Genomic DNA, 21,769 nt, shown 5'->3' with positions numbered 1-21,769 from the left:
GCGGGAATTCCGGGTAGGGAGCCCCTACTCGACCGCGGCCTGCAGGCGCGATGCGCCGGCGACGCGCGCGAGCTTGTCGCGCTTCTCAGGCGCCACCCGAATGCGTAACGACACGACGCCCTCGCCGAGATCGGCGCGGCTGATCACCTCGCAGTTTTCGTAGATCCAGTTCGACAACGCGCCTTCTTGCGGCTGCACTTCGATCTGGAGAGTCTGCCGGCGCCGGTTCAGGCGGGTCTCGATTTCGGCGAGCAAGGCCTCTAGGCCCTCCCCGCTCACGGCGGAGACCAGGATGGCGCCATGCCGTGCCGCCTCGTTCCGGGCATGCTCCAGTGCGTCTGGGTCGAGCAGGTCGGCCTTGTTCCAGACTTCAAGGACCCGGTCAGGCTCCTCGTCTGCATTGATCCCGAGATCGGCGAGAACCGCGTTCACGTCGGCGCGTTGGCTCGCGCTGGCGCCGTCGGAAATGTCACGGACATGGAGGATCAGGTCCGCTTCCTGAACCTCCTCGAGCGTGGCGCGGAACGCGGCAACAAGCGTGGTCGGCAAGTCGGAGATGAAGCCCACCGTGTCGGACAGCACGGATTTCGATCCGTTCGGTAGCTGAAGCGCGCGAATGGTGGGATCGAGCGTGGCGAATAGGATGTCCTGCGCCAGGACCTCCGCGCCCGTCAGCGTGTTGAACAGCGTGGATTTGCCGGCATTCGTGTAGCCCACCAGCGCCACGGCCGGATACGGCACCCGCTGGCGCGACTTCCGGTGCAGCGTCCGCGTTTGGCGCACATGCTCGAGTTCGTTCTGAATCTTCGTGATGCGCTCGGAAAGCAGGCGCCGGTCGGTCTCGATCTGGGTTTCGCCGGGACCGCCGAGAAAGCCGAAGCCGCCCCGTTGCCGTTCCAGGTGGGTCCAGGAGCGAACGAGCCGGCTCTTCTGATAGACGAGATGCGCAAGCTCGACCTGCAAGCGCCCTTCCCGCGTCCTGGCTCGCTCACCGAAGATCTCGAGAATCAGTCCCGTCCGGTCGAGTACCTTCGCCTGCCAGGCCGTTTCGAGATTGCGTTGCTGCACCGGCGTCAGCGGATGGTCGACGATCACAAGGTCGGCGTCTTCCATCCGGACGAGCCCTGCCAGTTCCTCGACCTTGCCGGAACCGAACAGTGTTGCGGGCTTTGGCTGCGGTACGGGAACGATGCCGCTGGCGCGAATGTCGAGATCGATGGCGGCCGCGAGGCCGACGGCTTCCTCGAGCCGGGCTTGCGGGGTCCGGTCGGCCGCGCCCGCGGACGGGCTTAGCGAACTCTCCCGCCGAGACCGGCCCGCCCTTGCATCGAGGATCGGGGCAAAAACAACCGCGCGCACGCGGCGATCCGCGCGCCCCCCGTCGTGTTCTCGTTGTCCCTGCTTGCTTACGAGCTGTTTGGGGTCAGTTGGACGCAATTACTCCGCGGTACCTTCCGCATCGGTGATGTCAGCAAGCTGAATAGGCTGGCCGGGCATGATTGTCGAGATTGCATGCTTGTAGACGAGCTGCGAGTGTCCGTCCCGGCGCAGTAGAACGCAAAAATTGTCGAACCATGTCACGACGCCTTGAAGCTTGACGCCGTTCACAAGGAAAATCGTGAGCGGGATCTTGGCTTTACGAACGTGATTGAGAAAAGTGTCTTGCAAGCTTTGCGTGCGCTCTGTCGGCATGGGCTTATTGTCCCTTTGGTTCACGCTAGGTCTCAAAAATGATGCCGGCTTGAGACGAACCGGCTCGTGGCCCTATGCGGCCATGTTGAGATGCAACCATAATGTGCGTCCGTAAGACATTCGACTTTGGACGTATTCTGCGTGCGTGCCTCCCTCACAAAGCGAGTCACTAAGCTATGCTAACGCATTGCGGCGTTTCTTTCATTCGAATTGACACCTAATGCGCGAAGTTTCCGGTGGAGCGCGGAGCGTTCCATGCCAACGAATTCGGCCGTACGGGAGATGTTTCCGCCGAAGCGGTTGACCTGGGCGAGGAGGTATTCCCGCTCGAAGATCTCGCGGGCATCGCGCAGCGGCAGCGACATCAGGTGCTCCCCGCCCGCCCCGTTGGGCGTCAGCGGCACCGGCGAGACGATCTCGTCGGGAAGCATGTCGGCCGTGACAATCGTGTCGGCGTCGCCTCCCACGAGGATCATAAGGCGCTCCACGTTGTTGCGGAGCTGACGGACATTGCCCGGCCATTCGTGGGACTGAAGAACGGCCATGGCGTCCTCGCCGATCCGGCGCGGCGGCAAGCCTGAGGCAACGGAAATGGTCTGCACAAAATAGCGCACGAGGTCCGGCACGTCCTCACGGCGCTCGGAGAGTCCTGGGATACGGATCGGCACGACGTTGAGGCGGTGGTAGAGGTCCTCGCGCAGGCGCCCCGCGGAAATCTCCTTCTGGAGGTCGTGGCTGGTCGAGGAGACGACGCGCACGTCCACATGGACCTTGGGGCCGCCGCCGAGACGCTGGAAGCGCTGTTCGACCAGCACCCGCAGGATCTTGGCTTGGGTCTCCAGCGGCATGTCGGCGACTTCGTCGATGTAGAGCGTCCCGCCATGGGCCTCCTCGAGCGCGCCGACCTTCCGGGGTCCCGAGCCGGTCCCCTCCTCGGTTCCGAAGAGTTCGAGTTCCATCCGCTCCGGCACCATTGCCGCCGCGTTAAGGACGACGAAAGGCCCGTCGGCCCGGTGCGACTTGGCGTGCATCACCCGCGCGGCAAGTTCCTTGCCGCATCCGGAGGGGCCGCTAATCAGTACGCGGCTGTTCGTGGGGGCGACCTTCTCGATAGCCTGATGCAGCTGGCCGATGGCGGCCGACTTGCCGATCATTTCCGAGGAATAGGAACTGCGTTCCCGCAACTCCCTGTTCTCGCGCTTGAGCTTCGATGTCTCGAGCGCGCGCGCGGTGATGAGCACCAGCCGGTCGGCCTTGAAAGGCTTTTCGATGTAATCGTAGGCGCCCCGCTGGATGGCCGACACGGCCGTCTCGATATTGCCGTGGCCGCTTATGATGATTACGGGCAGGTCCGGATGAGCCTTCTTGATCTCCTCCAGAAGATCGAGTCCGTCGAGCCGCGAGCCTTGGAGCCAGATGTCGAGAATGACGAGCGAAGGCCGCCGTTCTTCAATGGCTTGCAGCGTTTCGTCGCTGTCCTTTGCGAGCCGTGTGCCGTGACCCTCGTCCTCAAGGATGCCGGAAATGAGCTCCCTGATATCGGCCTCGTCGTCGACGATCAGGATGTCAGACGCCATGAGTTACTTCCTCTTCTTCGGCAGACGCTTCACTCGTCTTGGGCTCGGATACGGAACCGACGGCAACGTCCTTGTCCATATCCTCACGCGTCACGATCGGCAGATCGATCTGCACCGATGCCCCCTCCACTTTGCCGCCGCGCTTTGGAGCGTCAGCCAGCCGCAATTTGCCGCCGTGCTGCTCGGTAATGCGCTGCACGATGGCCAATCCAAGTCCCGTGCCTTTGACACGGGTCGTCATGTAAGGCTCGATCAGACGGTCGCGGTCCTCTTTGGGCAGGCCGCAACCATTGTCGATGATGGTGATGTGAACGCGGTCGCCCTTGGCGGCCACCCTCGCCGTAATCTCGCCGGTGCCCGCGCGTTCGGGATCGTTTTCGACCGCCGTGTCGATGCCCTCGCTCGCGTTCTTAACCAGGTTGGTCACGGCCTGGGTGAGTAAGCGTTGGTCGGACATAGTCATGACTGGTTTGTCCGGGAGTTCGAGCGTGAAATCGATATCCGGCCGGCTCACCTGGAACAGGAAGACGGCCTCGCGCACGATCTCGCGTACGTCATGCAGTTCCATCACGGGCTTCGGCATGCGCGCAAAGGCGGAGAACTCATCCACCATCCGCCCGATGTCCGACACCTGGCGCACGATCGTATCCGTGCACTGTTCGAAGATTTCGCGGTCCTCGGTAATGACCTTTCCGTATTTCCGGCGAATGCGTTCGGCGGATAGCTGGATCGGCGTGAGCGGGTTCTTGATCTCGTGCGCGATGCGGCGCGCGACGTCGGCCCACGCCGTAGAGCGCTGCGCAATGACGAGCTCCGTGATGTCGTCGAAGGTGACGACATAGCCCTGCCCGTCCCCTTCGCTCGTCACGCGGACGGCGAAATTGCGTTCCGACCCGCGCCGGCGAAGCGTGACTTGGTCGGTTCCCGGCCGCCTCCCAGGCTTGCGGGCCCGCTTCAGCTGCGGTCCGAATTCGGGCACGGCGTCGGCGAGCTGCGTTCCGACGAGATCCGCGCCCTTGAGCCCAAGCAGCTCCTCCGCCGAAGGGTTCACGAGGTTGACGGTGCCATCCGCATCGACGCCGACAACGCCGGCGGTCACGCCGGAAAGCACGGCGGACATGAAGCGGTTGTGCTCGTCGAGCGTCGCGTTGGCGCCAACCAGTTCATCGCGCTGGGTCTTGAGTTCGGAGGCCATGGTGTTGAACGTCGAGCCGAGCACGGCGAGATCGCCGTCGGCCGGGTTGACTCTGACCTTCACACCGAGATTTCCATGGCTGATCTCTTCTGCCGCGCCCATCAGTTGGCCGATCGGCGCAACGAGGCGGTTGGCGAACCACATACCGATCCAGATCGCCGACAACAGCAGAGTCAGCGCGATGGTCACATACATGAGGCCGAAGGCGACCTGCACGCCGGTGCGCCGTTGCTCGAGCAATTGATACTCGGCGACATTGGCGCGCGTCGCGCGCAGCTGCTGGAGCACGCGCGCGTTCACCGGGCGGATAACGTAGAGATAGGTGTCGTCGAAATTGTCGAGGCTCTTGATCGCGCCGACCAGGCTGGTCTTGCCGGGCGCGATCACGATCACCTGCCCCTTCTTGGCAAGATCCATCGCTTCTGGCGGCGGCGCGCGATACGGGATGTTCGGCATGGACGCGGCTGTCGCGAGCATCTTGCCTTCGCTATCGATCAGATACGCTGCGGGGATCGCGCGGATGCCGGCCTGAGCGCGCAAGAAGCTCCCGAAACCCTGCGGCCGCGCCCGCACGAGTTCCACCGCCTCGTCGATGTCCTTGGCCATGCCGACCGTGTCGGCGCGGATGACCTGACCGTGCTCCTGGAGATAGGCCGTGGCCACGTCGATCGAATTCTGGATGATCGACTTCGTGCGGCTCGAGAACCAGTGATCGAGGCCGCGATCGAGCGACACGCTGGCGAAAATCGCAAGCGCGATGGCCGGTACGACCGCGATGACGCTGAACAGGCTGACAATCCGAACGTGGAGCTGCGCGCCTGCCTCGTGTCGCCGCCTGGCGAGCCATAGGCCCGTCACTTGCCAGGCAATCAACCCCAGCATGGCGACGACCAGCACCGCGTTGATGAGCAAAGTGGTCACGACCACCTGCTGCGTCGGCACGATCGGCGTAAGGCCCGTCAGAACCAAATAGGTGGCCAGTCCCGCGCAGAGGGACAGCACCATAATGATCAGGCCGAGTGTGAATTGAAGCCGGCGGCGCTTGGCCGGAACTGTGGTCTGCCCCTCGGGATCGCGCTCATGCGCGACTTTTGGTGGAGCAACTAACTTGCTGCCTGCCTTGGTTATTTTTTTATCTGGTTCGGGGTCGCGCAAGGTGTGCTGCTCTCCCTCCCAAGTCCCTGGTTCGGTTCGGGCCGATTGTCATCCGTGCGGCATATTGACCACAGGTATGATGCATTAAGATCACAATGTGGCGCTTTGGCGACAGGCAGGCGGCGCATGACTGGAGGCACCCCGGAAGACATGCACCGCCGACATATGGGGTGCGGGAGTCGGCCTGGCTAGGGTTACGCTGCGGGAGTCCGGATGACTTTGATCCCGAGGTCGCGGATCTTTTTCCGCAGCGTATTGCGATTCACGCCGAGCAGGTCGGCGGCGCGAATCTGATTGCCGCGCGTTGCGGCCAGCGCCGCCGTGATCAGCGGCGATTCCACTTTCCGCAGGATTCTCGTGTAGAGCCCGGCCGGCGGAAGGTCCTGGCCGAAGCTCATGAAATAGTCGCTGAGGTAGCGCTCCACCGCTTCGGACAAATCCGCCGTGGCTTCGGGCGCATCGCTGAAGGAGGCCGGACGAGAGGTTGGGGCGAACTCGCTTTCCACCATGTCGACGGTCACGATGTCTTGGGTGTAGATGGCCGACAGCCTGCGGACCAGGTTCTCGAGTTCGCGCACATTGCCCGGCCAGGTGTGTCGCTTGAGGCGCTCAATAGCGCCGGCTTCGAAGCTCTTTGGCGGGAGTCCCTCCTTTTCGGCGATTGCAAGGAAATGACGCACGAGGTCGGGAATGTCCTCGAGCCGTTCGCGCAAGGGCGGCAGGCGCAGCGGGACCACGTTGAGCCGGTAGTATAGATCCTCGCGGAACAGGCCTTGATCGATCTGCTGCTGCAGATCGCGGTTCGTCGCGGCGATGATCCGGACATTGGTACGGATGGGCGTTCGTCCGCCCACTGTCGTGTACTCGCCTTCCTGCAGCACGCGCAGGAGGCGCGTTTGTGCCTCCATCGGCATGTCGCCGATCTCGTCCAGGAAGAGCGTGCCGCCTTCGGCCTGTTCGAAGCGGCCCACATGCCGGGTCTGGGCTCCGGTAAAGGCCCCCTTCTCATGTCCGAACAACTCGGACTCGATGAGTTCTCTGGGGATGGCCGCCATGTTGATCGCCACGAACGGACCGTTTCGCCGCTTGCCGTATTCGTGCAGCGCGCGGGAGACCAACTCCTTGCCGGTGCCTGACTCGCCGGTGATCATCACGGTGAGATCGGTCTGCGTCAGCCGCGCCAGGACGCGGTAGATGTCCTGCATCGCGGGGCAGCGCCCGATCAGCGGCATGCCGTCCGAGGACTCGGCGGTGAGCGGCTGTACCTTCTTGCGGGGTTCCGCGAGCGCACGGCTGACAACCGAAACGAGCTCATTCAGATCGAAGGGCTTGGGCAGATATTCGTACGCCCCCCGCTCTGCCGCGGTGACGGCGGTCATGAACGTGTTCTGGGCGCTCATCACGACGATCGGCAGGTCCGGCCGCAGCTTCTTGATGCGCGGAATCAAATCGAACGCGCTTTCGTCCGGCATCACCACGTCGGTGATGATGAGATCCCCGTCGCCTTGGCTAACCCAACGCCACAGCGTCGCGGCGTTCCCGGTCGCGCGCGGCGCGTAGCCGGCGCGGGCAAGTGCCTGGTTCAGAACCGTTCGGATTGCCGCGTCGTCGTCGGCGATCAGGATATTGCCTTTTCCCATACTTCGGTCTGTCTCTTAGATGTGTGCTTCGTCTTGTTCGGTTGTTTCCGCGGTCCGCGTTGTCCCGTCGCGGCTCGCCATCGGCATCAGTGCACGGAACACCGTGTAGCGCGGCCGTGAATCGCACTCGATGATGCCGCCGTGGTCCCCGATGATTTTCGCAACCAGGGCAAGGCCCAGGCCTGTCCCGGATGGTTTGGTGGACACGAATGGATCGAACAGGTGTTGGATCAGGTCGGCGGGAACGCCGCTGCCGTTGTCCTCGACGGCGATTTCCAGCGGTAGGCTCACGCGGGCCTGGCTTCCGGGTACGGACAGCCTCACGCCCGGGCGGAAGGCCGTCGACAACGTGATCTGACCGTCCTTGCGGGAGTCGCCGATCGCCTCCGCGGCATTCTTGACGAGGTTCAGGAACACCTGCACGAGCTTGTCGCGGCTGCCGGGAACCGGCGGCAAAGACGGATCGTAATTCTCGACGATCTTGATGTTGCTGGCGAATCCCGTCGAGGCCACCTGCTTCACATGGTCGAGCACGTCATGGATGTTCACCGGCTCGCGCTGCAGCGGGCGTTCGTCCCCGAATATTTCCATCCGGTCGACCAGTTTGCAGATGCGGTCCGACTCCGAGCAGATCAACTGGGTCAGCGTGCGGTCGGACTCGTCGCAGTCGCCCTCGAGAAGCTGCGCCGCGCCGCGGATACCCGAGAGCGGATTTTTGATCTCGTGTGCCAGAACCGCGGCAAGACCGGAGACGGACCGCGCGGCTCCGCGATGGGTCAGCTGGCGTTCGATCATTTGCGCCATGCTGCGCTGCTGGATCATCACCATCACCGAGCCGTCGCCGACCGCTACCGGTCCGCCATACAGGTCGACGAGCTTCGTGGATTCGAAACGGAATGAGCTCAGCTCGACACCGTATTCGTTGACGGTTGTTCCATTGCGTTGAACTTGCTCCACGAGCGCGATGAGAGGGCATCCGAAGGCGACGACGTCCAGCAGGCTGTGTCGGCACAGCACGCTGGCGCTCATCTGGAAGAAGTCCTCGGCCGCCGAGTTCACATAGTCGATGGCAAGTCCCTTGCCGATGACCAGAAGTGGATGCGGAAGGGCTTCCACAAGCGCTTCGCACGCAGGGCCCTTTATGTCATGGACCGCCCTTGGCGTTTTGGTAGAGAGCGTCAAAGCCTATATCCTCGCCGCCGCCTTCCGGTGGCCCAATGAGCCGTGCATAAAATATAAGCACGGATGAGTCATGAACTATTATTGGGCAACATACGTGTGTTTTTCATTTGGGGCAATAATCGATATGCCGCAGTGCAACAACGTTGCGAATCAGCAACTTAGGGCCCGATATGGGTACTCTTGTTGCACTGCTTGGGGAGGTATTTGGTGACTGTCGCAGCGTTGATCGTGGCTGCCGGGCGGGGCGCGCGGGCCTCCACTGACGCATCGCAGCCGAAGCAATACTGCGAAATCGGCGGCGCGCCGATGCTGGCCCGCACCTTATCGGTTTTCGCCGCCCATCCGGGTGTACAAGACATCCTCGTCGTCATTCACCCAGACGATGTGGCGTTGTATGACGCGGCCACCGCCTCGTTTGCATCTGACATCCTGCCTGCCGTTCTGGGCGGCGCGCGTCGTCAGGACAGTGTCCGTCTTGGGCTGGAAGCGCTCGCTGACAAGGCGCCGGCGAAGGTTCTGATCCACGACGCCGCGCGGCCCTTCGCCGACGAAGCGTTGGTCTCGCGCGTGATCGATGCGCTGGAGGCGTCGCCCGGCGCCCTGCCCTGTCTGCCCGTGACCGACACGCTGAAACGCGAGGACTCCGGGCGTGTGGCCGGCACCGTGCCGCGCGAGGGACTGCTCCGCGCGCAGACACCGCAGGGTTTCAACTTCGAGGCGATCCTAACGGCACACCGGGCGGCCGCCCGGGATTCGACACTCGAGTTCACGGACGATACTTCCGTGGCCGAGTGGTTCGGGATCAACGTGGCGATCGTCGAAGGCTCGGAACACAATCGGAAGCTGACCACGGCGGAGGACTTGATGATCGCCGATCAACTGATGCGCCAGAGCGCTCCCGCCGGCACCATGCGCGTCGGGTCGGGGTATGACGTGCACAGGCTGGGACCCGGCGATGCCGTCACGCTCTGCGGTGTGGTCATTCCCCACACGCGGACGCTGCTCGGTCACAGCGATGCCGATGTGGGTCTGCATGCGCTGACCGACGCCCTGCTCGGCACGATCGCCGATGGGGACATCGGCGCGCACTTCCCGCCCACGGATGCACGATGGCGCGGCGCCAGTTCGGATATGTTCCTGAAGGACGCGGGCGAGCGGATCGCGGCACTTGGCGGCACGATCGTGCATGCCGATGTGACGCTGATCTGCGAGACGCCGAAGATCGGGCCGCATCGCGATGCCATGCGCGGCGCGATTGCGGACATTCTCGGTCTCAGCCTCGGCCAAGTCAGCGTGAAGGCCACCACGAACGAGCAGCTCGGTTTCATTGGCCGCGAGGAAGGTATCGCTGCCATGGCCACGGCAACGGTGATGCTGCCGTGAGCGAGGCCCCGTCACACGAGGCGTTGACGGCGCTGGCCGCTGAGGTGCTCGAGGTCGCGCGTGAACGTGGTGATCTGATCGCAACGGCGGAATCGTGCACCGGCGGGCTGGTGTCGGCCGCCCTCACATCCGTTCCGGGATCGTCGGACGTGTTCGACCGCGGGTTCGTCACTTACTCCAACACGGCCAAGTCTGAAATGCTGAATGTCCCCTTCTGGCTGATCGAGAAACATGGCGCGGTGAGCGAGGAGGTCGCGCGCGCCATGGTAGGCGGCGCATTGGCCCACAGCAACGCGACCATGGCCGTGGCCATTACCGGCATCGCCGGGCCCGGCGGCGGGACGGCCGACAAACCGGTCGGATTGGTGCACTTCGCGGCGGAACGCCGGGACGTGCCGACACAGCATCAGCGTGTTGAGTTTGGCGACGTTGGCCGCGACGAAGTTCGGCGCCTGAGCGTGGAACGCGCGCTCCTCATGTTGCGCGCCCTCGCCTAGCGTCGCTTCTAGCTTGTGAGCACCCGGCCCTTCACGCCATAGATCTGGTCCGCGCGCGCTTCGAAAGCGTCCGTGTATTTGCGGACCGCCTTGTCGAATAAGCTGCCGACCAGCCTCTCGAATATGCGTGAGCGGAACCGGTAAGCGATGTAGAAGTCGATCTCCGATGCGCCTGCGCCTAGCGGTTCGAACACCCAGCGATTTTCCAGATGCTCGAAAGGCCCGTCGACATACTCGACGAGGATCGACCGCGCCGCTGGGTCGAGCGTGACCCGGCTGGTGAACCGTTCGCGGATGAGTTTGTATCCGACCTCCATCAGGGCGGTGAGAACCTCTTTGCCACCGACGGTCTCGCGGCGCGCGATGGTGAGCTCTTCGCAGAGCGGCAGGAACTTCGGATAGTCCTCCACATTCGCGACCAGCGCATACATCTCGTCAGCCCCGTGGGCGACGCGGTGTCGGGTTTCGTAAGTTTGCATGCCGGGCTTTTAAACTAGCTGTGGAGGCTCGCAAGCCGCGCCGCTTTCAGTTGCTCGAAGTCTTCTGCCGCGTGATAGGACGAGCGCGTCAGCGGTGTCGATGCGACAAGAAGGAAGCCCTTGGCCTCGGCGATTCGTTTGTAGTCAGCAAACCGCTCGGGCGTGACGAAACGGTCGACGGCGGCGTGCTTCCGCGTCGGCTGCAAGTACTGGCCGATCGTGAGGAAATCCACGTCCGCGGAGCGTAGATCGTCCATGACGCTCTCGACCTCGTCGTCGGTTTCGCCGAGGCCAACCATGATGCCTGATTTTGTGAAGACGGCCGGGTCGAGACGCTTTGCCTCTTTGAGCAACCACGTGGAATGAGAAAAGTCGGCACCCGGACGGATGCGCCGATAAAGCGACGGCACCGTCTCGATGTTGTGGTTGAAGACGTCGGGACGCGCGTCCAGGACGATCTCGAGGGCACCCTCCTTGCGCATGAAGTCCGGCGTCAAAACCTCGATCGTGGTTTCCGGCGCCGCTTCTCGTATCGCGGTGATGGTGCGCGCGAAATGGGCCGCGCCGCCATCGGCAAGGTCGTCCCTATCTACGGACGTGACGACCACATGGGTCAGGCCGAGCTCGGCAATGGCGCCCGCCGTGCGCTCCGGCTCATCCGGATCCAGATGCGCCGGCTTGCCCGTGGCGACATTGCAGAAGGCGCAGGCACGCGTACACACATCGCCCATGATCATCACGGTGGCATGCCGCTTCGACCAGCATTCGCCGATATTGGGGCAAGCGGCCTCTTCGCAGACCGTATGGAGACCGTGCCGCCGCAACGTCTCGCGCGTGCCGTCGAACGTATTATTTCCCGGCGCCTTCACGCGGATCCAAGCGGGTTTGCGCATCACGGGCGTATCGGGAAGCCGCGCCTTTTCGGGATGGCGTGGGCGCTTGCTCGGAGTGTCAACCGTGTTCAGCAGTGTAACCATGCGCAATCTTGAAGGTATGGGCTACGGATTGATCTTACGCCAAAGCCAGATGACGATGACGGCGCCGATCGAGGCGACGATCAGATTGCCGAGCCAGCCGTAGAACTCGACGCCGATAACCCGCGCCAGCGTGCCGCCGAGAAACGAACCGGCGATACCGACCAGGAAATTCGTGAACAAGCCGTGGTCGGATGCCGTGATCTTCTCGGCGATGTAACCGGCGAGGATGCCGATGATTATCAAGCCGAGAAAGCCGACACCTGGCATCGAGAACAAACCGTGCGCTTCCATTCCTGCCTCCCCTTCTGCTGTAAGGCCGCTGGCGCGAGCCTAGCGCATCCGCTGCCAAAGCCAAATACACAGAACGGCGCCTGCGGTCGCGATGATGACTTGGCCAAGGAGGTTCGAGGCGGTGATGCCGACGACGCCGCCCAGCAGGCCACCCACGACGGCGCCCACGACGCCGATCAACAGATTGGTGAGAAGATCGTTTTTACGCCCCATCAGATACGAGGCGAGAACGCCGGCGATCAGGCCGACCACAAGGAAGATGATGAGCGACATTTCGAATCTCCTGCCGTTGGTCTGGCTATCGGTGCTGCGCCACCATGCCGTGCGTCTGTTCGGCGCTATCGAATAGGCGCGTTCAAATATGTAAGGCACGTCCAAACGCATCCAGAACCGACTCATGCATCATCTCCGATAATGTCGGATGAGGAAAGATCGTCGCCATGAGTTCGGCTTCAGTCGTTTCGAGTGTCTTGCCGATCGCGAATCCCTGAATCAGTTCCGTGACTTCGGCGCCAATCATGTGCGCGCCGAGCAGAGCGCCGGTCTTGGCGTCGAAGATTGTCTTGACGAGGCCATCGGTCTCACCCAGCGCAATGGCCTTCCCGTTGGCGGAATATGGATAGCGGCCGACTTTGAGCTCGTAGCCCGCCTCGCGGGCAGCGGTCTCGGTCAGCCCGAGGCTCGCGATCTGGGGCGTGCAATAGGTGCAGCCCGGCACGTTGCGCGGGTCGAGCGGATGAACGCCCACTATGCCGGCGATTTTCTCCACACAGAGGACGCCTTCATGCATGGCCTTGTGGGCGAGCCAGGGCGGACCGACCACGTCTCCGATGGCATAGATGCCGGGCGCATTCGTGCGGCACCATTCGTCGATGACGATGTGCCCCCTTTCGACCGTCACGCCGTGCTGCTCGAGGCCGAGGCCTTCGACATTGCCGGTGATCCCGACCGCCATGATGGCGCGCTCCAGGGCGATTTCGGTGGTGTTGTCGTCGGCGGTGCGCAGCCGTGCCGAGACGCCGTCGGCGTCATCATGGTGGAGTTGTTCGACCGTCGCGCCCGAGTGGATGGTGATGCCTTGTTTCGTGAACGCCTTATGGGCGAGCTTGGATATCTCTTCGTCTTCCACCGGCAGAATTCGATCCTGGACTTCCACAACCGTGACCTCGACTCCGAGCGCCCGATAGAAGCTGGCGAACTCGATGCCGATCGCGCCCGAGCCGATGACGAGCAGCGACTTCGGCAGGCTCGGCGGCACCATGGCTTCCTTGTAGGTCCAAATGCGGACCCCATCCGGCTCCAGGCCGGGAAGGCTGCGCGCCCGCGCGCCGGTCGCGATGACGATGTGTTTCGCCGTGACCGACGGCAGGATGGCGCCGTCTTTTGCTGTGAGGGCGACGCGGCCGGGACCTTCGAGCCTGGCGCTCGCGTCAAATACCGTGATCTTGTTCTTCTTCATCAAGAAGGCGACGCCGCTGGACAGTTTGTCGGCCACTGCGCGGCTTCTTTGAATGAGCCGCTCGAAATCGAAGCCGACACCGTCTACGAGCAGGCCGAATGCCTCGGCCTCCTTGATTTGCCTGTAGAGCTCCGAGGTGCGCAGCAACGCCTTGGTGGGAATACAGCCCCAGTTGAGGCAAATGCCGCCGAGATGCTCGCGCTCGATCAGGGCCGTGCGCATGCCAAGTTGCGCGGCGCGGATTGCCGCCACATAGCCGCCGGGTCCGCCGCCGATGACGACGAGGTCGAACTCCGTGGCGGACGTCATGCGGTCGCCCCGCTCGTCAATGGCCGTGTCATCAAAATCCAGTCTCCCGATTGCGGCAGGTCCGGCGGAAGCACGGCACGTTCACTTGCGATCTGCTCGTATCCGGCGCGCCGGTAGAGCCGGCTTGCCCTCTCGTTCCAGCTTCCCACGATGATGCTTGCGGCCGAGGCGCCACTTTCATGCGCTCGGCCGTTTGCGATTTCGAGAAGCTCTAGCCCAAGGCCTTGGCCGCGGTGCTCCGGAAACGTCGCCAGCACGTTCACATACCACGTGCCGGGCGCTTGGGCTTCGAGACGCACAAGCGGTTGAAACATGGCGGGCAATTCGTCGACGTCCGAAAGATCGTACGGGTCGTCCAGCCGGTAGCCGATGAGGCAGGCGACAATCTCTTCGCCGATCTCGGCTACGGTCGCGTGACGATACGAGAAGCCTCCCTCTTCCCGGCGCGCGCGTTCGCGTCCGACCTCGAGCGCCGATTGCCCCGGGCCGGCCATATCGAGCCACAGCCGGTTCGGTCCGCCCTCGCCCGCGATATCGACGAGCACGGCCAAGGCGGCTGCATCCGCGAGTGTCGCCGGGCGGAATGTCGGCGTCTTGGTCACGTCAGCGGCCTTTGCATAAGAATCCAGTCTCCAGATTGCGGATACGACTCCGGCAAGATTGCCGGCTCCCGTGCCATTTGTTTAAAACCGCAGCGCGCATAGAGGCGTTGGGCACCTGTGTTCCAGCTGCCGACGACGAGACTATTGCCGCGTGTGTGGGTCTCCGTGGCCTTCGAGGCCGCAACCGCCAGAAGCTTCGACCCGAGACCATATCCCCGGAACTCAGCGTAGCTGGCAATGACGTCGATGTACCATGTGCCTGGCGCTTGAATCGCGAGCTGCGCGACGGGGCGAAAATAGTCTGGCTTCTCGTCAGGAAGAGATACGTCGTACAGATCCTCGGGCAGCCCACCGATCAGGCAGCCGGCGATTTCCGTACCCACCATGGCAATGGTCGCATTGCTATAGGAAACCACTTCCTCGGGCCGTCGCACCGATTGGCGCCCCACTTCGAGCGCCGACTGCCCAGGCCCGGCCTGTTCCAGCCAGATCCTGTTCGCGAGACCATTCGCCGCGATGTCCGCGAGCACGGCCAAGTCGGCGGCATCGGCAAGCGTCGCCGGGCGGAATGTGGGTTCGAGCGCCATGGCTATGTCAGACGGTCTCCCCCGCTAGACCAGCATCGTCACGGGGTCTTCGAGATAGGCCTTGAAGGCGGCAAGCAACTCCGCTCCGAGCGCACCGTCAATGACCCGATGATCGCAAGAGAGCGTGACGCCCATCATCGTAGCGATCTTGATGGCGTCGTCCTTGACGATGGGCTTCTTCTCCGCGCGCCCCACGGCGAGGATCGAACTGTGCGGCGGGTTGATGACCGCGTCGAAGCTGTCGATGCCGTACATGCCGAGATTGGAGATAGACGTCGCGCCGCCCTGATATTCGTGCGGCGCGAGGCGTTTGGAGCGGGCGCGGGACGCGAGGTCGCGCATCTCGTTGGAGATCTCCGACAGGCTCTTGAGCTCGGTGTCGCGGATCACCGGCGTGTAAAGACCGCCGCCTTCGAGAGCCACCGCCACGGCGATGTCCGACGGGCGATGGCGCAGGATGCCCTGTTCCGTCCAGGTCGCGTTGGCCGCCGGCACGGTCTGCAGCGCCATGGCCATGGCCTTGATGATGAAGTCGTTCACCGAGAGCTTGAAGGCGCGCGGACCCTCTTGGGGCGCCATGCCGTTCAGCCTCTCGCGGGCGGCGAGAAGCGCGTCCAACTCGCATTCTATGTTGAGGTAGAAATGCGGGATCGTCTGCTTTGCGAGGGTCAGACGGTCGGCGATGAAGCGGCGCATCGTGTCGTGTGGCACGACCTCGTAGCGTCCTGCCTCGTACAGCGCGAGGATCTGCTTGTCCGGCATGGGTTGAGCCATGCCGGGGACAGATGCCGTCGAAGATGACGGCGCTTGCATGAGCTCGCCGTGGACGGGTGCTTCTTTCTGTGCGGCGGACGGTTCGGGCGCCGCTGGCCGGGGCTGACTTTCCGCGCGTTCCACGTCGGCGAGCACGATACGGCCATGGGGGCCTGAGCCCTTCAGCGACGCAAGGTCGATGCCGCGATCGCGGGCGATGCGCCGCGCCAGAGGAGACGCAAACAACCGTGTGGTGCCACCGTTTCCGTCTTGCGCGCTTCCCAGGATTTGCTCCGCAATCCGGTCCATCACATGCTCCGCAGAGCTTTCATGCGGACCATTGTGACCCACGGGGACATTCATGGTCAAAGTCCCTTCTCGATCCACCAAGCCTCACTCTGATAAGCGTCAGGCAGCGTATCGAGTTCCTCGTCGAGCACGCCGACGTCGTGACCTAGGATCCTCTCCGCCTCTTCGAAAAAGGCGTTGCGCACGGAAGTCGGAAGTTCCTTGCCCGTCCACGGATCGTAGCGCAGCGTGGTCATGGCCGGTCCGCCGTCGAAGACGGGCATGCCGAACTCGCGGAACACAGGCGAGTAGATCACGGGCTGTTGGGGATCGCAGGCGGCCCAAAGAAGATCCGGATGTTTCGCGAACAGGACCGACTTCCGGGGGTCCAGGTCGAACACTTCGCGGACCTCGTCCATGTGCTCGGTGAGGATCGCAAACAGGCCGTCCCAGATCTCGCTCCAGCCGTCCTCATCCGGATCGAAATTGTCGAAACGCTCGCACGCCGCGCGGTTGGCCTCGATCTCCTTGTCCATTTCCTCATCGGTAAGCCAGAAGTCCGTCATGCGGCATCCTCCCGGTAGCAAACAGATTTGGCTGCGCTGACGACAAGGTTCACGGAGGGCAGCGCGAGCTTCTCGAGATTGGCGGCGTAGGGCATGGGGACGTCCGCCCCCGTGACCTTGAGGGGCGGCGCATCCAGATAGTCGAAGGCCCCTGATGTCACCTGCGCGCAAATCTCGGTGCCGACGGAACAGATGGGCCAACCTTCCTCGATGGTCACGATGCGATTGGTCTTCCGCACCGAGGCCAGCACGGTGTCGATATCGAGCGGCCGCAAGGTGCGCAGGTCGATGACTTCCGCGTCGATCCCCTCCTCCGCCAAGCGTTCGGCCGCGTCGATGGTGTAAGCCAGGCCGCGTGAATAGGAGACGAGCGTCACGTCGCGTCCGGGCCGCGCGATACGGGCTTTCCCGATGGGCAAAACGAAGTCGTCGAGTTTGGGAACCGGGAAGCTTTGACCGTAGAGAATTTCGTTCTCCAGGAAAATGACGGGCGTGTTCTCCCGGATCGCCGCTTTCAACAGACCCTTCGCATCGGCAGCGCTGTAAGGCGCGATGACTTTCAATCCCGGCACCTGAGCATAGATGGCGGAGAAGTCCTGGCTGTGCTGCGCCGCGACGCGTGCAGCCGCCCCGTTCGGTCCGCGGAAAACGATGGGACAATGCATCTGTCCGCCCGACATATAGAGCGTCTTGGCGGCGGAGTTGATGATGTGGTCTATGGCCTGCAGCGCGAAGTTCCAGGTCATGAACTCGACGATCGGGCGGAGCCCCGCGAAGGCCGCGCCGACACCGATGCCCGCGAAGCCGTACTCCGTGATGGGCGTATCGATGACGCGGCGGTCGCCGAACTCTTGCAGCAGCCCCTGGGTGACCTTGTAGGCGCCTTGGTACTCGGCCACCTCCTCGCCCATGACGAAAACGTCGGCGTCGCGGCGCATCTCCTCGGCCATGGCGTCGCGCAAGGCTTCGCGCACGGTCATGTCGACGGTCTCGGTACCGGGTGGGACGTCGGGCTCGGGCGCGGGCTCGGACGGAGCCGCTTGCGGGCCTGCAGGAGCGGTCTCCACCTCCGGCTCGGTTTCGCCAAAGTCCGGCGGCGGCTCCTGCGCAGGGGGCGCGGGCTGTTCCGGCTCGGGCGCGGGCGGCGGTGCTGCGGCGGCCGGCCCGCCCTCCGCCGGGGCTTCGTCGTCTTCCAATTGCAGCACGGCAATGGGCCGGTTGACGGGCACATGCTCGGTGCCTTCGGCCACGAGTATCGATTGAATGACGCCGTCCTCGATGGCTTCGACCTCCATCGTCGCCTTGTCGGTTTCGATTTCGGCGATCACGTCGCCGGTCTGGACGGCGTCGCCTTCCTTGACGTGCCATTTGGCGAGCGTGCCCTCCTCCATCGTGGGCGACAGCGCTGGCATGAGAATGTCGGTGGGCATCGTCTCAGCCTTTCGTCGCCACGACGTCGGTCCAAAGCTCGTCTGGATCCGGTTCCGGCTCGTCCTGAGCGAATTGCGCGGCCTCGTTGACGATCGCTCGAATCTCCTTGTCGATCGCCTTCATCTCGTCTTCGGGGCGCCCGAGTTCGGTCAGGCGCTTGTGGACGAGCTCGATCGGATCGTGGTGCTGGCGCATGTCCTGGACCTCTTCGCGGGTCCGGTATTTCGCGGGATCCGACATGGAGTGGCCGCGATAGCGATAGGTCAGCATTTCCAAGATCATCGGCCCGTTGCCGCCGCGAACATGGGCAAGCGCTTCTTCGCCGGCGGCCTTTACCGCCGCCACGTCCATGCCGTCGACCTCGCGCCCCGGAATGCCGAACGCGAGCCCGCGATGGTGAAGCTCCTTGGCTTGGGCCGAGGCGCGCTCGACGGAGGTGCCCATGGCGTAATGGTTGTTCTCGATGATGTAGAGCACAGGGAGCTTCCACAACGAGGCCATGTTGAAGCTCTCGTAGACCTGGCCCTGGTTGGCGGCGCCCTCGCCGAAAAAGGTCAGGCACACATTGTCGTTGCGGCGATATTTGTTGGCGAAGGCGATACCCGAGCCGAGCGGCGCCGGCGTGCCGACGATGCCGTGTCCGCCGTAGAAGCCCTTCTCCACGGAGAACATGTGCATCGAGCCGCCCTTGCCTTTGGAGTAGCCGCTCCGACGTCCCGTGAGTTCGGCCATGACGCCTTTGGGGTCCATGCCGGTGGCCAGCATGTGGCCGTGGTCGCGATAGGACGTGATGACCTGGTCGCCGTCGCGCTTGGCCATCATCATGCCGGTGACCACGGCTTCCTGGCCGATATAGAGATGACAAAAGCCGCCGATATAGCCCATGCCGTAGAGCTGCCCGGCCTTCTCTTCGAACCGGCGGACGAGAAGCATCTTGCGGTAGGCGCTGATGTACTCTTCGGAGGTGAGACCGGGTCCGGCCGGAGGTGTGGGCTCGTCAGAGCTCTCGGAGGGCTTCTGGTCCATCCAGAAATTGGCCGCTCCAGGCGTCAGGCTTGGGCTGGTCAATCCGGGCCTCCTTGCGACTCACACGGTGTTCGCCGTCGAAGTTAGCACGACTCGAAAGTCAGCCCAAAGACACGGACTGCCGCATAAAGCCCGGCGCAGCGGGGATTTCAGCGCTTGATCAGCGGGCCCGTGGGATCGGGCGGCCGCCGGTTCATCATGACGAGGTCGCTCGGGTGGGCCAGGTTCAGAATGGCCCGCGCCCGCTCATCCAGCATGTCGGGATCGAGACTGTCGGGCTCCAAAAGTGCTACGTCCCGCTCGATCCGCAGCCGGACCTCGCGCAGCCCTTCGAGCTCTCCTTCCAAGACGGCAGCACGGCGCTGCAGGTCGGTCTTCGCCGCCAGCCCATGATCGCCATTTTGCAGATGGTAGCCGAAATAGCCGCCCGCCCCCAAAGCCAGAAGCGGGAATATGAACGCCCTGAACCGCATCGTTCCTCCCCACGCAGCGAATCACAAAGATCGTTGCGCGGCCGTTAAGACGCGGTTACCGCCGCGGAGGATTTCACGCTTTCAGGATCGAGGTCCCGGCATAACGTGCCTTGGGGCCGAGTTCTTCCTCGATGCGGATGAGCTGGTTGTACTTGGCGACCCGGTCGGAACGGGCGAGCGACCCCGTCTTGATTTGCCCGCAATTGGTGGCGACGGCGAGATCGGCGATCGTCGCGTCCTCGGTTTCGCCGGACCGGTGCGACATGACGGCATTGTAGTTCGCATCGTGCGCCATATTCACTGCGTCCAGCGTCTCGGACAGCGTGCCGATCTGGTTGACCTTGATGAGGATGGCGTTGGCGATGTGTTTGTCGATCCCCTCTTTGAGGCGCGTCACGTTCGTCACGAATAGATCGTCGCCCACGAGTTGGACGCGGTCGCCAATCGCTTCGGTCAGCGTGCGCCAGCCGTCCCAATCGTCCTCCGACATGCCGTCCTCGATGGAGAAGATCGGATAGTTGGAGACAAGGTCGGCGAGATAGGCCGCCATCTCCCCGGACGAGAGCGTGCGGTTCTCGCCCGCCAGCACGTATTGCCCGTCCTTGAAGAACTCGGTCGCCGCCACATCGAGGGCGAGGTACATGTCCTTGCCCGGATGGTAGCCGGCGGTTTCGATCGCCTTCATGACGAAGTCGAGCGCGGCGCGCGTGGATTCGATATTGGGCGCGAAGCCGCCCTCGTCGCCCACGGCGGTGCCGAAGCCCGCGTCGTGAAGGCCCTTCTTCAGCGTGTGGAACACCTCGGCACCCATGCGGACGGACTCGGCGATGCTGGGCGCGCCGACGGGGACGATCATGAATTCCTGAAAGTCGATGGGATTGTCCGCGTGCATGCCGCCATTGACGATGTTCATCATCGGCACGGGCAGAAGCGTCGCGTCTTCCCCGCCCAAGAAGGCGTAGAGCGGCTTGTCGTTGGCGTTCGCCGCGGCCTTCGCGGCCGCCAGGGAAACGCCGAGAATGGCATTGGCGCCGAGCCGGCTCTTGTTCTCGGTCCCGTCGAGGTCGCGCAAGAGCTGATCGAGACCGCGCTGGTCTTCCGCGTCGAAGCCGTCCAGCGCCTTACGGATTTCGCCGTTGACCGCCTCGACGGCCTTCAGGACGCCCTTGCCGCCATAGCGGGACCCGCCGTCGCGCAGCTCATGGGCTTCGTGGGCGCCGGTCGATGCGCCGGACGGCACGGCGGCCCGGCCGTGATGACCGTCCTCCAGAACAACATCGACCTCAACGGTCGGGTTGCCGCGGCTATCAAGGATTTCCCTGCCGACGATAGTGGCGATGGCTGCCATGTGGGTGTCCCCCCAAGTAACTCTGTGATGTTTTGAGGCCGTCATAGCCTAGGCGGACGAGAACGGGAAGGCGTATATGTCCCGGAGGGACGTCCGCACGGCTCGGGCTTAACTGGGAGACAATTGTCCATGGCATCACCCCCCGCAGACGAACCGGCCGGCGCGCTGGTCCTGTTCTCCGGCGGACAGGATTCCACGACCTGTCTGGGTCAAGCTCTGGACCGCTACGCCCGCGTCGAGACGGTCGGCTTCAACTACGGCCAGCGCCACGGGGTGGAACTCGAGTGCCGAAGCCGCGTGCGCGCGGCCATCGCCGAGGGCTTTCCCGACTGGGGTGCGCGGCTCGGCCCGGATCACATGATCGATATCTCCAGCTTTGGCGCCATCGGCGATACGGCGCTGACGTCCGGCGCCGAGATCGTCATGACGGAGTCCGGCCTGCCGTCGACCTTCGTTCCGGGGCGAAACCTTGTGTTCTTCATCTACGCGGCGGCACTCGGCTATCGTCGGGGTCTGAATGTGCTGGTCGGCGGCATGTGCGAAACGGACTATTCCGGCTATCCGGATTGCCGGGACGAAACACTGAAGGCCCTTCAGACGGCGATCCGCTTGGGCACGGAGATCCCCTTTTCCATCGAAACACCGCTGATGTGGCTGTCGAAGGCTGAGACCTGGGCGCTTGCGGACACGCTCGGCGGTAGCGCGTTTGTCGATCTCATCCGGGAGGAGACCCACACCTGCTACAAGGGCGACCGCGCCACGAAGCACGATTGGGGCTTTGGCTGCGGGACATGCCCGGCCTGCGATCTGCGCGCCAAGGGCTACCGTGAATGGCGCGAGATGGCGCAGGCCGGATAGG

22 protein-coding genes are annotated in these 21,769 nt (G+C 63.5%); 3 read left to right on the top strand and 19 right to left on the bottom strand.

Annotated elements, in window-relative coordinates; translation table 11 throughout:
- Positions 1–24: 24 nt before the first annotated feature.
- From hflX to GL4_RS10405, 6 genes are all read right to left on the bottom strand, one after another.
- Positions 25–1,359, bottom strand: coding sequence for a GTPase HflX (hflX, locus tag GL4_RS10430; RefSeq protein WP_052464375.1), 1,335 nt, complete (start codon positions 1,357–1,359; stop codon positions 25–27).
- A gap of 78 nt (positions 1,360–1,437) precedes the next feature.
- The gene (gene hfq / locus GL4_RS10425; protein WP_045367265.1) at positions 1,438–1,692 is read right to left on the bottom strand and encodes an RNA chaperone Hfq; all 255 of its coding nucleotides are present in this window, start codon (positions 1,690–1,692) and stop codon (positions 1,438–1,440) included.
- 179 nt (positions 1,693–1,871) lie between these two features.
- Positions 1,872–3,269: a nitrogen assimilation response regulator NtrX gene (gene ntrX, locus GL4_RS10420; protein WP_045367262.1), complete on the bottom strand. Its 1,398-nt coding sequence runs from the start codon at positions 3,267–3,269 to the stop codon at positions 1,872–1,874.
- Positions 3,259–5,619, bottom strand: coding sequence for a sensor histidine kinase NtrY-like (locus GL4_RS10415; protein ID WP_244462603.1), 2,361 nt, complete (start codon positions 5,617–5,619; stop codon positions 3,259–3,261). Before GL4_RS10415 ends, ntrX begins: the two co-directional genes overlap by 11 nt.
- 194 nt (positions 5,620–5,813) lie before the next feature.
- Positions 5,814–7,259, bottom strand: coding sequence for a nitrogen regulation protein NR(I) (gene ntrC, locus GL4_RS10410; RefSeq protein WP_045367261.1), 1,446 nt, complete (start codon positions 7,257–7,259; stop codon positions 5,814–5,816).
- Positions 7,260–7,274: 15 nt separating this feature from the next.
- Entirely contained in the window at positions 7,275–8,375 is a 1,101-nt protein-coding gene (locus GL4_RS10405; protein WP_342016311.1) for a two-component system sensor histidine kinase NtrB, read from the bottom strand.
- A gap of 273 nt (positions 8,376–8,648) precedes the next feature.
- Here GL4_RS10405 and GL4_RS10400 point away from each other — a divergent pair, with 273 nt between their 5' ends.
- Entirely contained in the window at positions 8,649–9,824 is a 1,176-nt protein-coding gene (locus tag GL4_RS10400; RefSeq protein ID WP_197539037.1) for a bifunctional 2-C-methyl-D-erythritol 4-phosphate cytidylyltransferase/2-C-methyl-D-erythritol 2,4-cyclodiphosphate synthase, read from the top strand.
- Complete coding sequence (locus GL4_RS10395) at positions 9,821–10,321, top strand: CinA family protein (protein WP_052464371.1); 501 nt, start codon at positions 9,821–9,823, stop codon at positions 10,319–10,321. Before GL4_RS10400 ends, GL4_RS10395 begins: the two co-directional genes overlap by 4 nt.
- Positions 10,322–10,329: 8 nt before the next feature.
- Here the strand turns inward: GL4_RS10395 and GL4_RS10390 are convergent, their stop codons facing one another.
- The 13 genes from GL4_RS10390 to eno all read right to left on the bottom strand — a co-directional run bounded on the left by GL4_RS10390 (position 10,330) and on the right by eno (position 20,910).
- Complete coding sequence (locus tag GL4_RS10390; protein ID WP_045367257.1) at positions 10,330–10,800, bottom strand: type II toxin-antitoxin system RatA family toxin; 471 nt, start codon at positions 10,798–10,800, stop codon at positions 10,330–10,332.
- Positions 10,801–10,814: 14 nt separating this feature from the next.
- A complete protein-coding gene (gene lipA, locus GL4_RS10385) occupies positions 10,815–11,777 on the bottom strand; it encodes a lipoyl synthase (protein WP_045367255.1) in 963 nt (320 codons plus the stop codon).
- 21 nt (positions 11,778–11,798) lie between these two features.
- Positions 11,799–12,068, bottom strand: a complete 270-nt coding sequence (locus GL4_RS10380) for a GlsB/YeaQ/YmgE family stress response membrane protein (protein WP_045367253.1) — start codon at positions 12,066–12,068, stop codon at positions 11,799–11,801.
- Between the two features lie 39 nt (positions 12,069–12,107).
- Positions 12,108–12,341: a GlsB/YeaQ/YmgE family stress response membrane protein gene (locus tag GL4_RS10375; RefSeq protein WP_045367250.1), complete on the bottom strand. Its 234-nt coding sequence runs from the start codon at positions 12,339–12,341 to the stop codon at positions 12,108–12,110.
- 82 nt (positions 12,342–12,423) lie between these two features.
- Positions 12,424–13,836: a dihydrolipoyl dehydrogenase gene (gene lpdA / locus GL4_RS10370; RefSeq protein WP_045367247.1), complete on the bottom strand. Its 1,413-nt coding sequence runs from the start codon at positions 13,834–13,836 to the stop codon at positions 12,424–12,426.
- A complete protein-coding gene (locus GL4_RS10365) occupies positions 13,833–14,438 on the bottom strand; it encodes a GNAT family N-acetyltransferase (RefSeq protein ID WP_045367244.1) in 606 nt (201 codons plus the stop codon). The genes lpdA and GL4_RS10365 overlap by 4 nt, the downstream gene beginning before the upstream one ends.
- Positions 14,435–15,025, bottom strand: coding sequence for a GNAT family N-acetyltransferase (locus GL4_RS10360; protein WP_045367241.1), 591 nt, complete (start codon positions 15,023–15,025; stop codon positions 14,435–14,437). The genes GL4_RS10365 and GL4_RS10360 overlap by 4 nt, the downstream gene beginning before the upstream one ends.
- Before the next feature lie 24 nt (positions 15,026–15,049).
- Positions 15,050–16,087 (bottom strand): dihydrolipoamide acetyltransferase family protein, encoded by a 1,038-nt coding sequence (locus GL4_RS10355; protein WP_342016310.1) that lies wholly within the window; start codon positions 16,085–16,087, stop codon positions 15,050–15,052.
- A gap of 56 nt (positions 16,088–16,143) precedes the next feature.
- A complete protein-coding gene (locus tag GL4_RS16775; RefSeq protein WP_052464364.1) occupies positions 16,144–16,632 on the bottom strand; it encodes a DUF6980 family protein in 489 nt (162 codons plus the stop codon).
- Positions 16,629–18,062 (bottom strand): pyruvate dehydrogenase complex E1 component subunit beta, encoded by a 1,434-nt coding sequence (locus tag GL4_RS10345; RefSeq protein WP_045367238.1) that lies wholly within the window; start codon positions 18,060–18,062, stop codon positions 16,629–16,631. Before GL4_RS10345 ends, GL4_RS16775 begins: the two co-directional genes overlap by 4 nt.
- A 4-nt stretch (positions 18,063–18,066) precedes the next feature.
- Positions 18,067–19,116 carry a pyruvate dehydrogenase (acetyl-transferring) E1 component subunit alpha gene (gene pdhA, locus GL4_RS10340; protein WP_425283197.1) on the bottom strand — a complete coding sequence of 350 codons (1,050 nt, stop codon included), beginning with the start codon at positions 19,114–19,116 and terminating at the stop codon, positions 18,067–18,069.
- 122 nt (positions 19,117–19,238) lie between these two features.
- The gene (locus GL4_RS10335; protein WP_045367232.1) at positions 19,239–19,562 is read right to left on the bottom strand and encodes an FtsB family cell division protein; all 324 of its coding nucleotides are present in this window, start codon (positions 19,560–19,562) and stop codon (positions 19,239–19,241) included.
- Between the two features lie 73 nt (positions 19,563–19,635).
- Positions 19,636–20,910, bottom strand: coding sequence for a phosphopyruvate hydratase (eno, locus tag GL4_RS10330; RefSeq protein ID WP_045367229.1), 1,275 nt, complete (start codon positions 20,908–20,910; stop codon positions 19,636–19,638).
- A 129-nt stretch (positions 20,911–21,039) separates the two neighbouring features.
- Between eno and queC the strand changes: the two genes are divergently transcribed.
- Complete coding sequence (queC, locus tag GL4_RS10325) at positions 21,040–21,768, top strand: 7-cyano-7-deazaguanine synthase QueC (RefSeq protein ID WP_045367226.1); 729 nt, start codon at positions 21,040–21,042, stop codon at positions 21,766–21,768.
- Position 21,769 lies beyond the last annotated feature (1 nt).

Source organism: Methyloceanibacter caenitepidi, assembly GCF_000828475.1.
Lineage (GTDB): Bacteria > Pseudomonadota > Alphaproteobacteria > Rhizobiales > Methyloligellaceae > Methyloceanibacter > Methyloceanibacter caenitepidi.
This window is presented reverse-complemented; position numbering and strand designations above follow the sequence as displayed.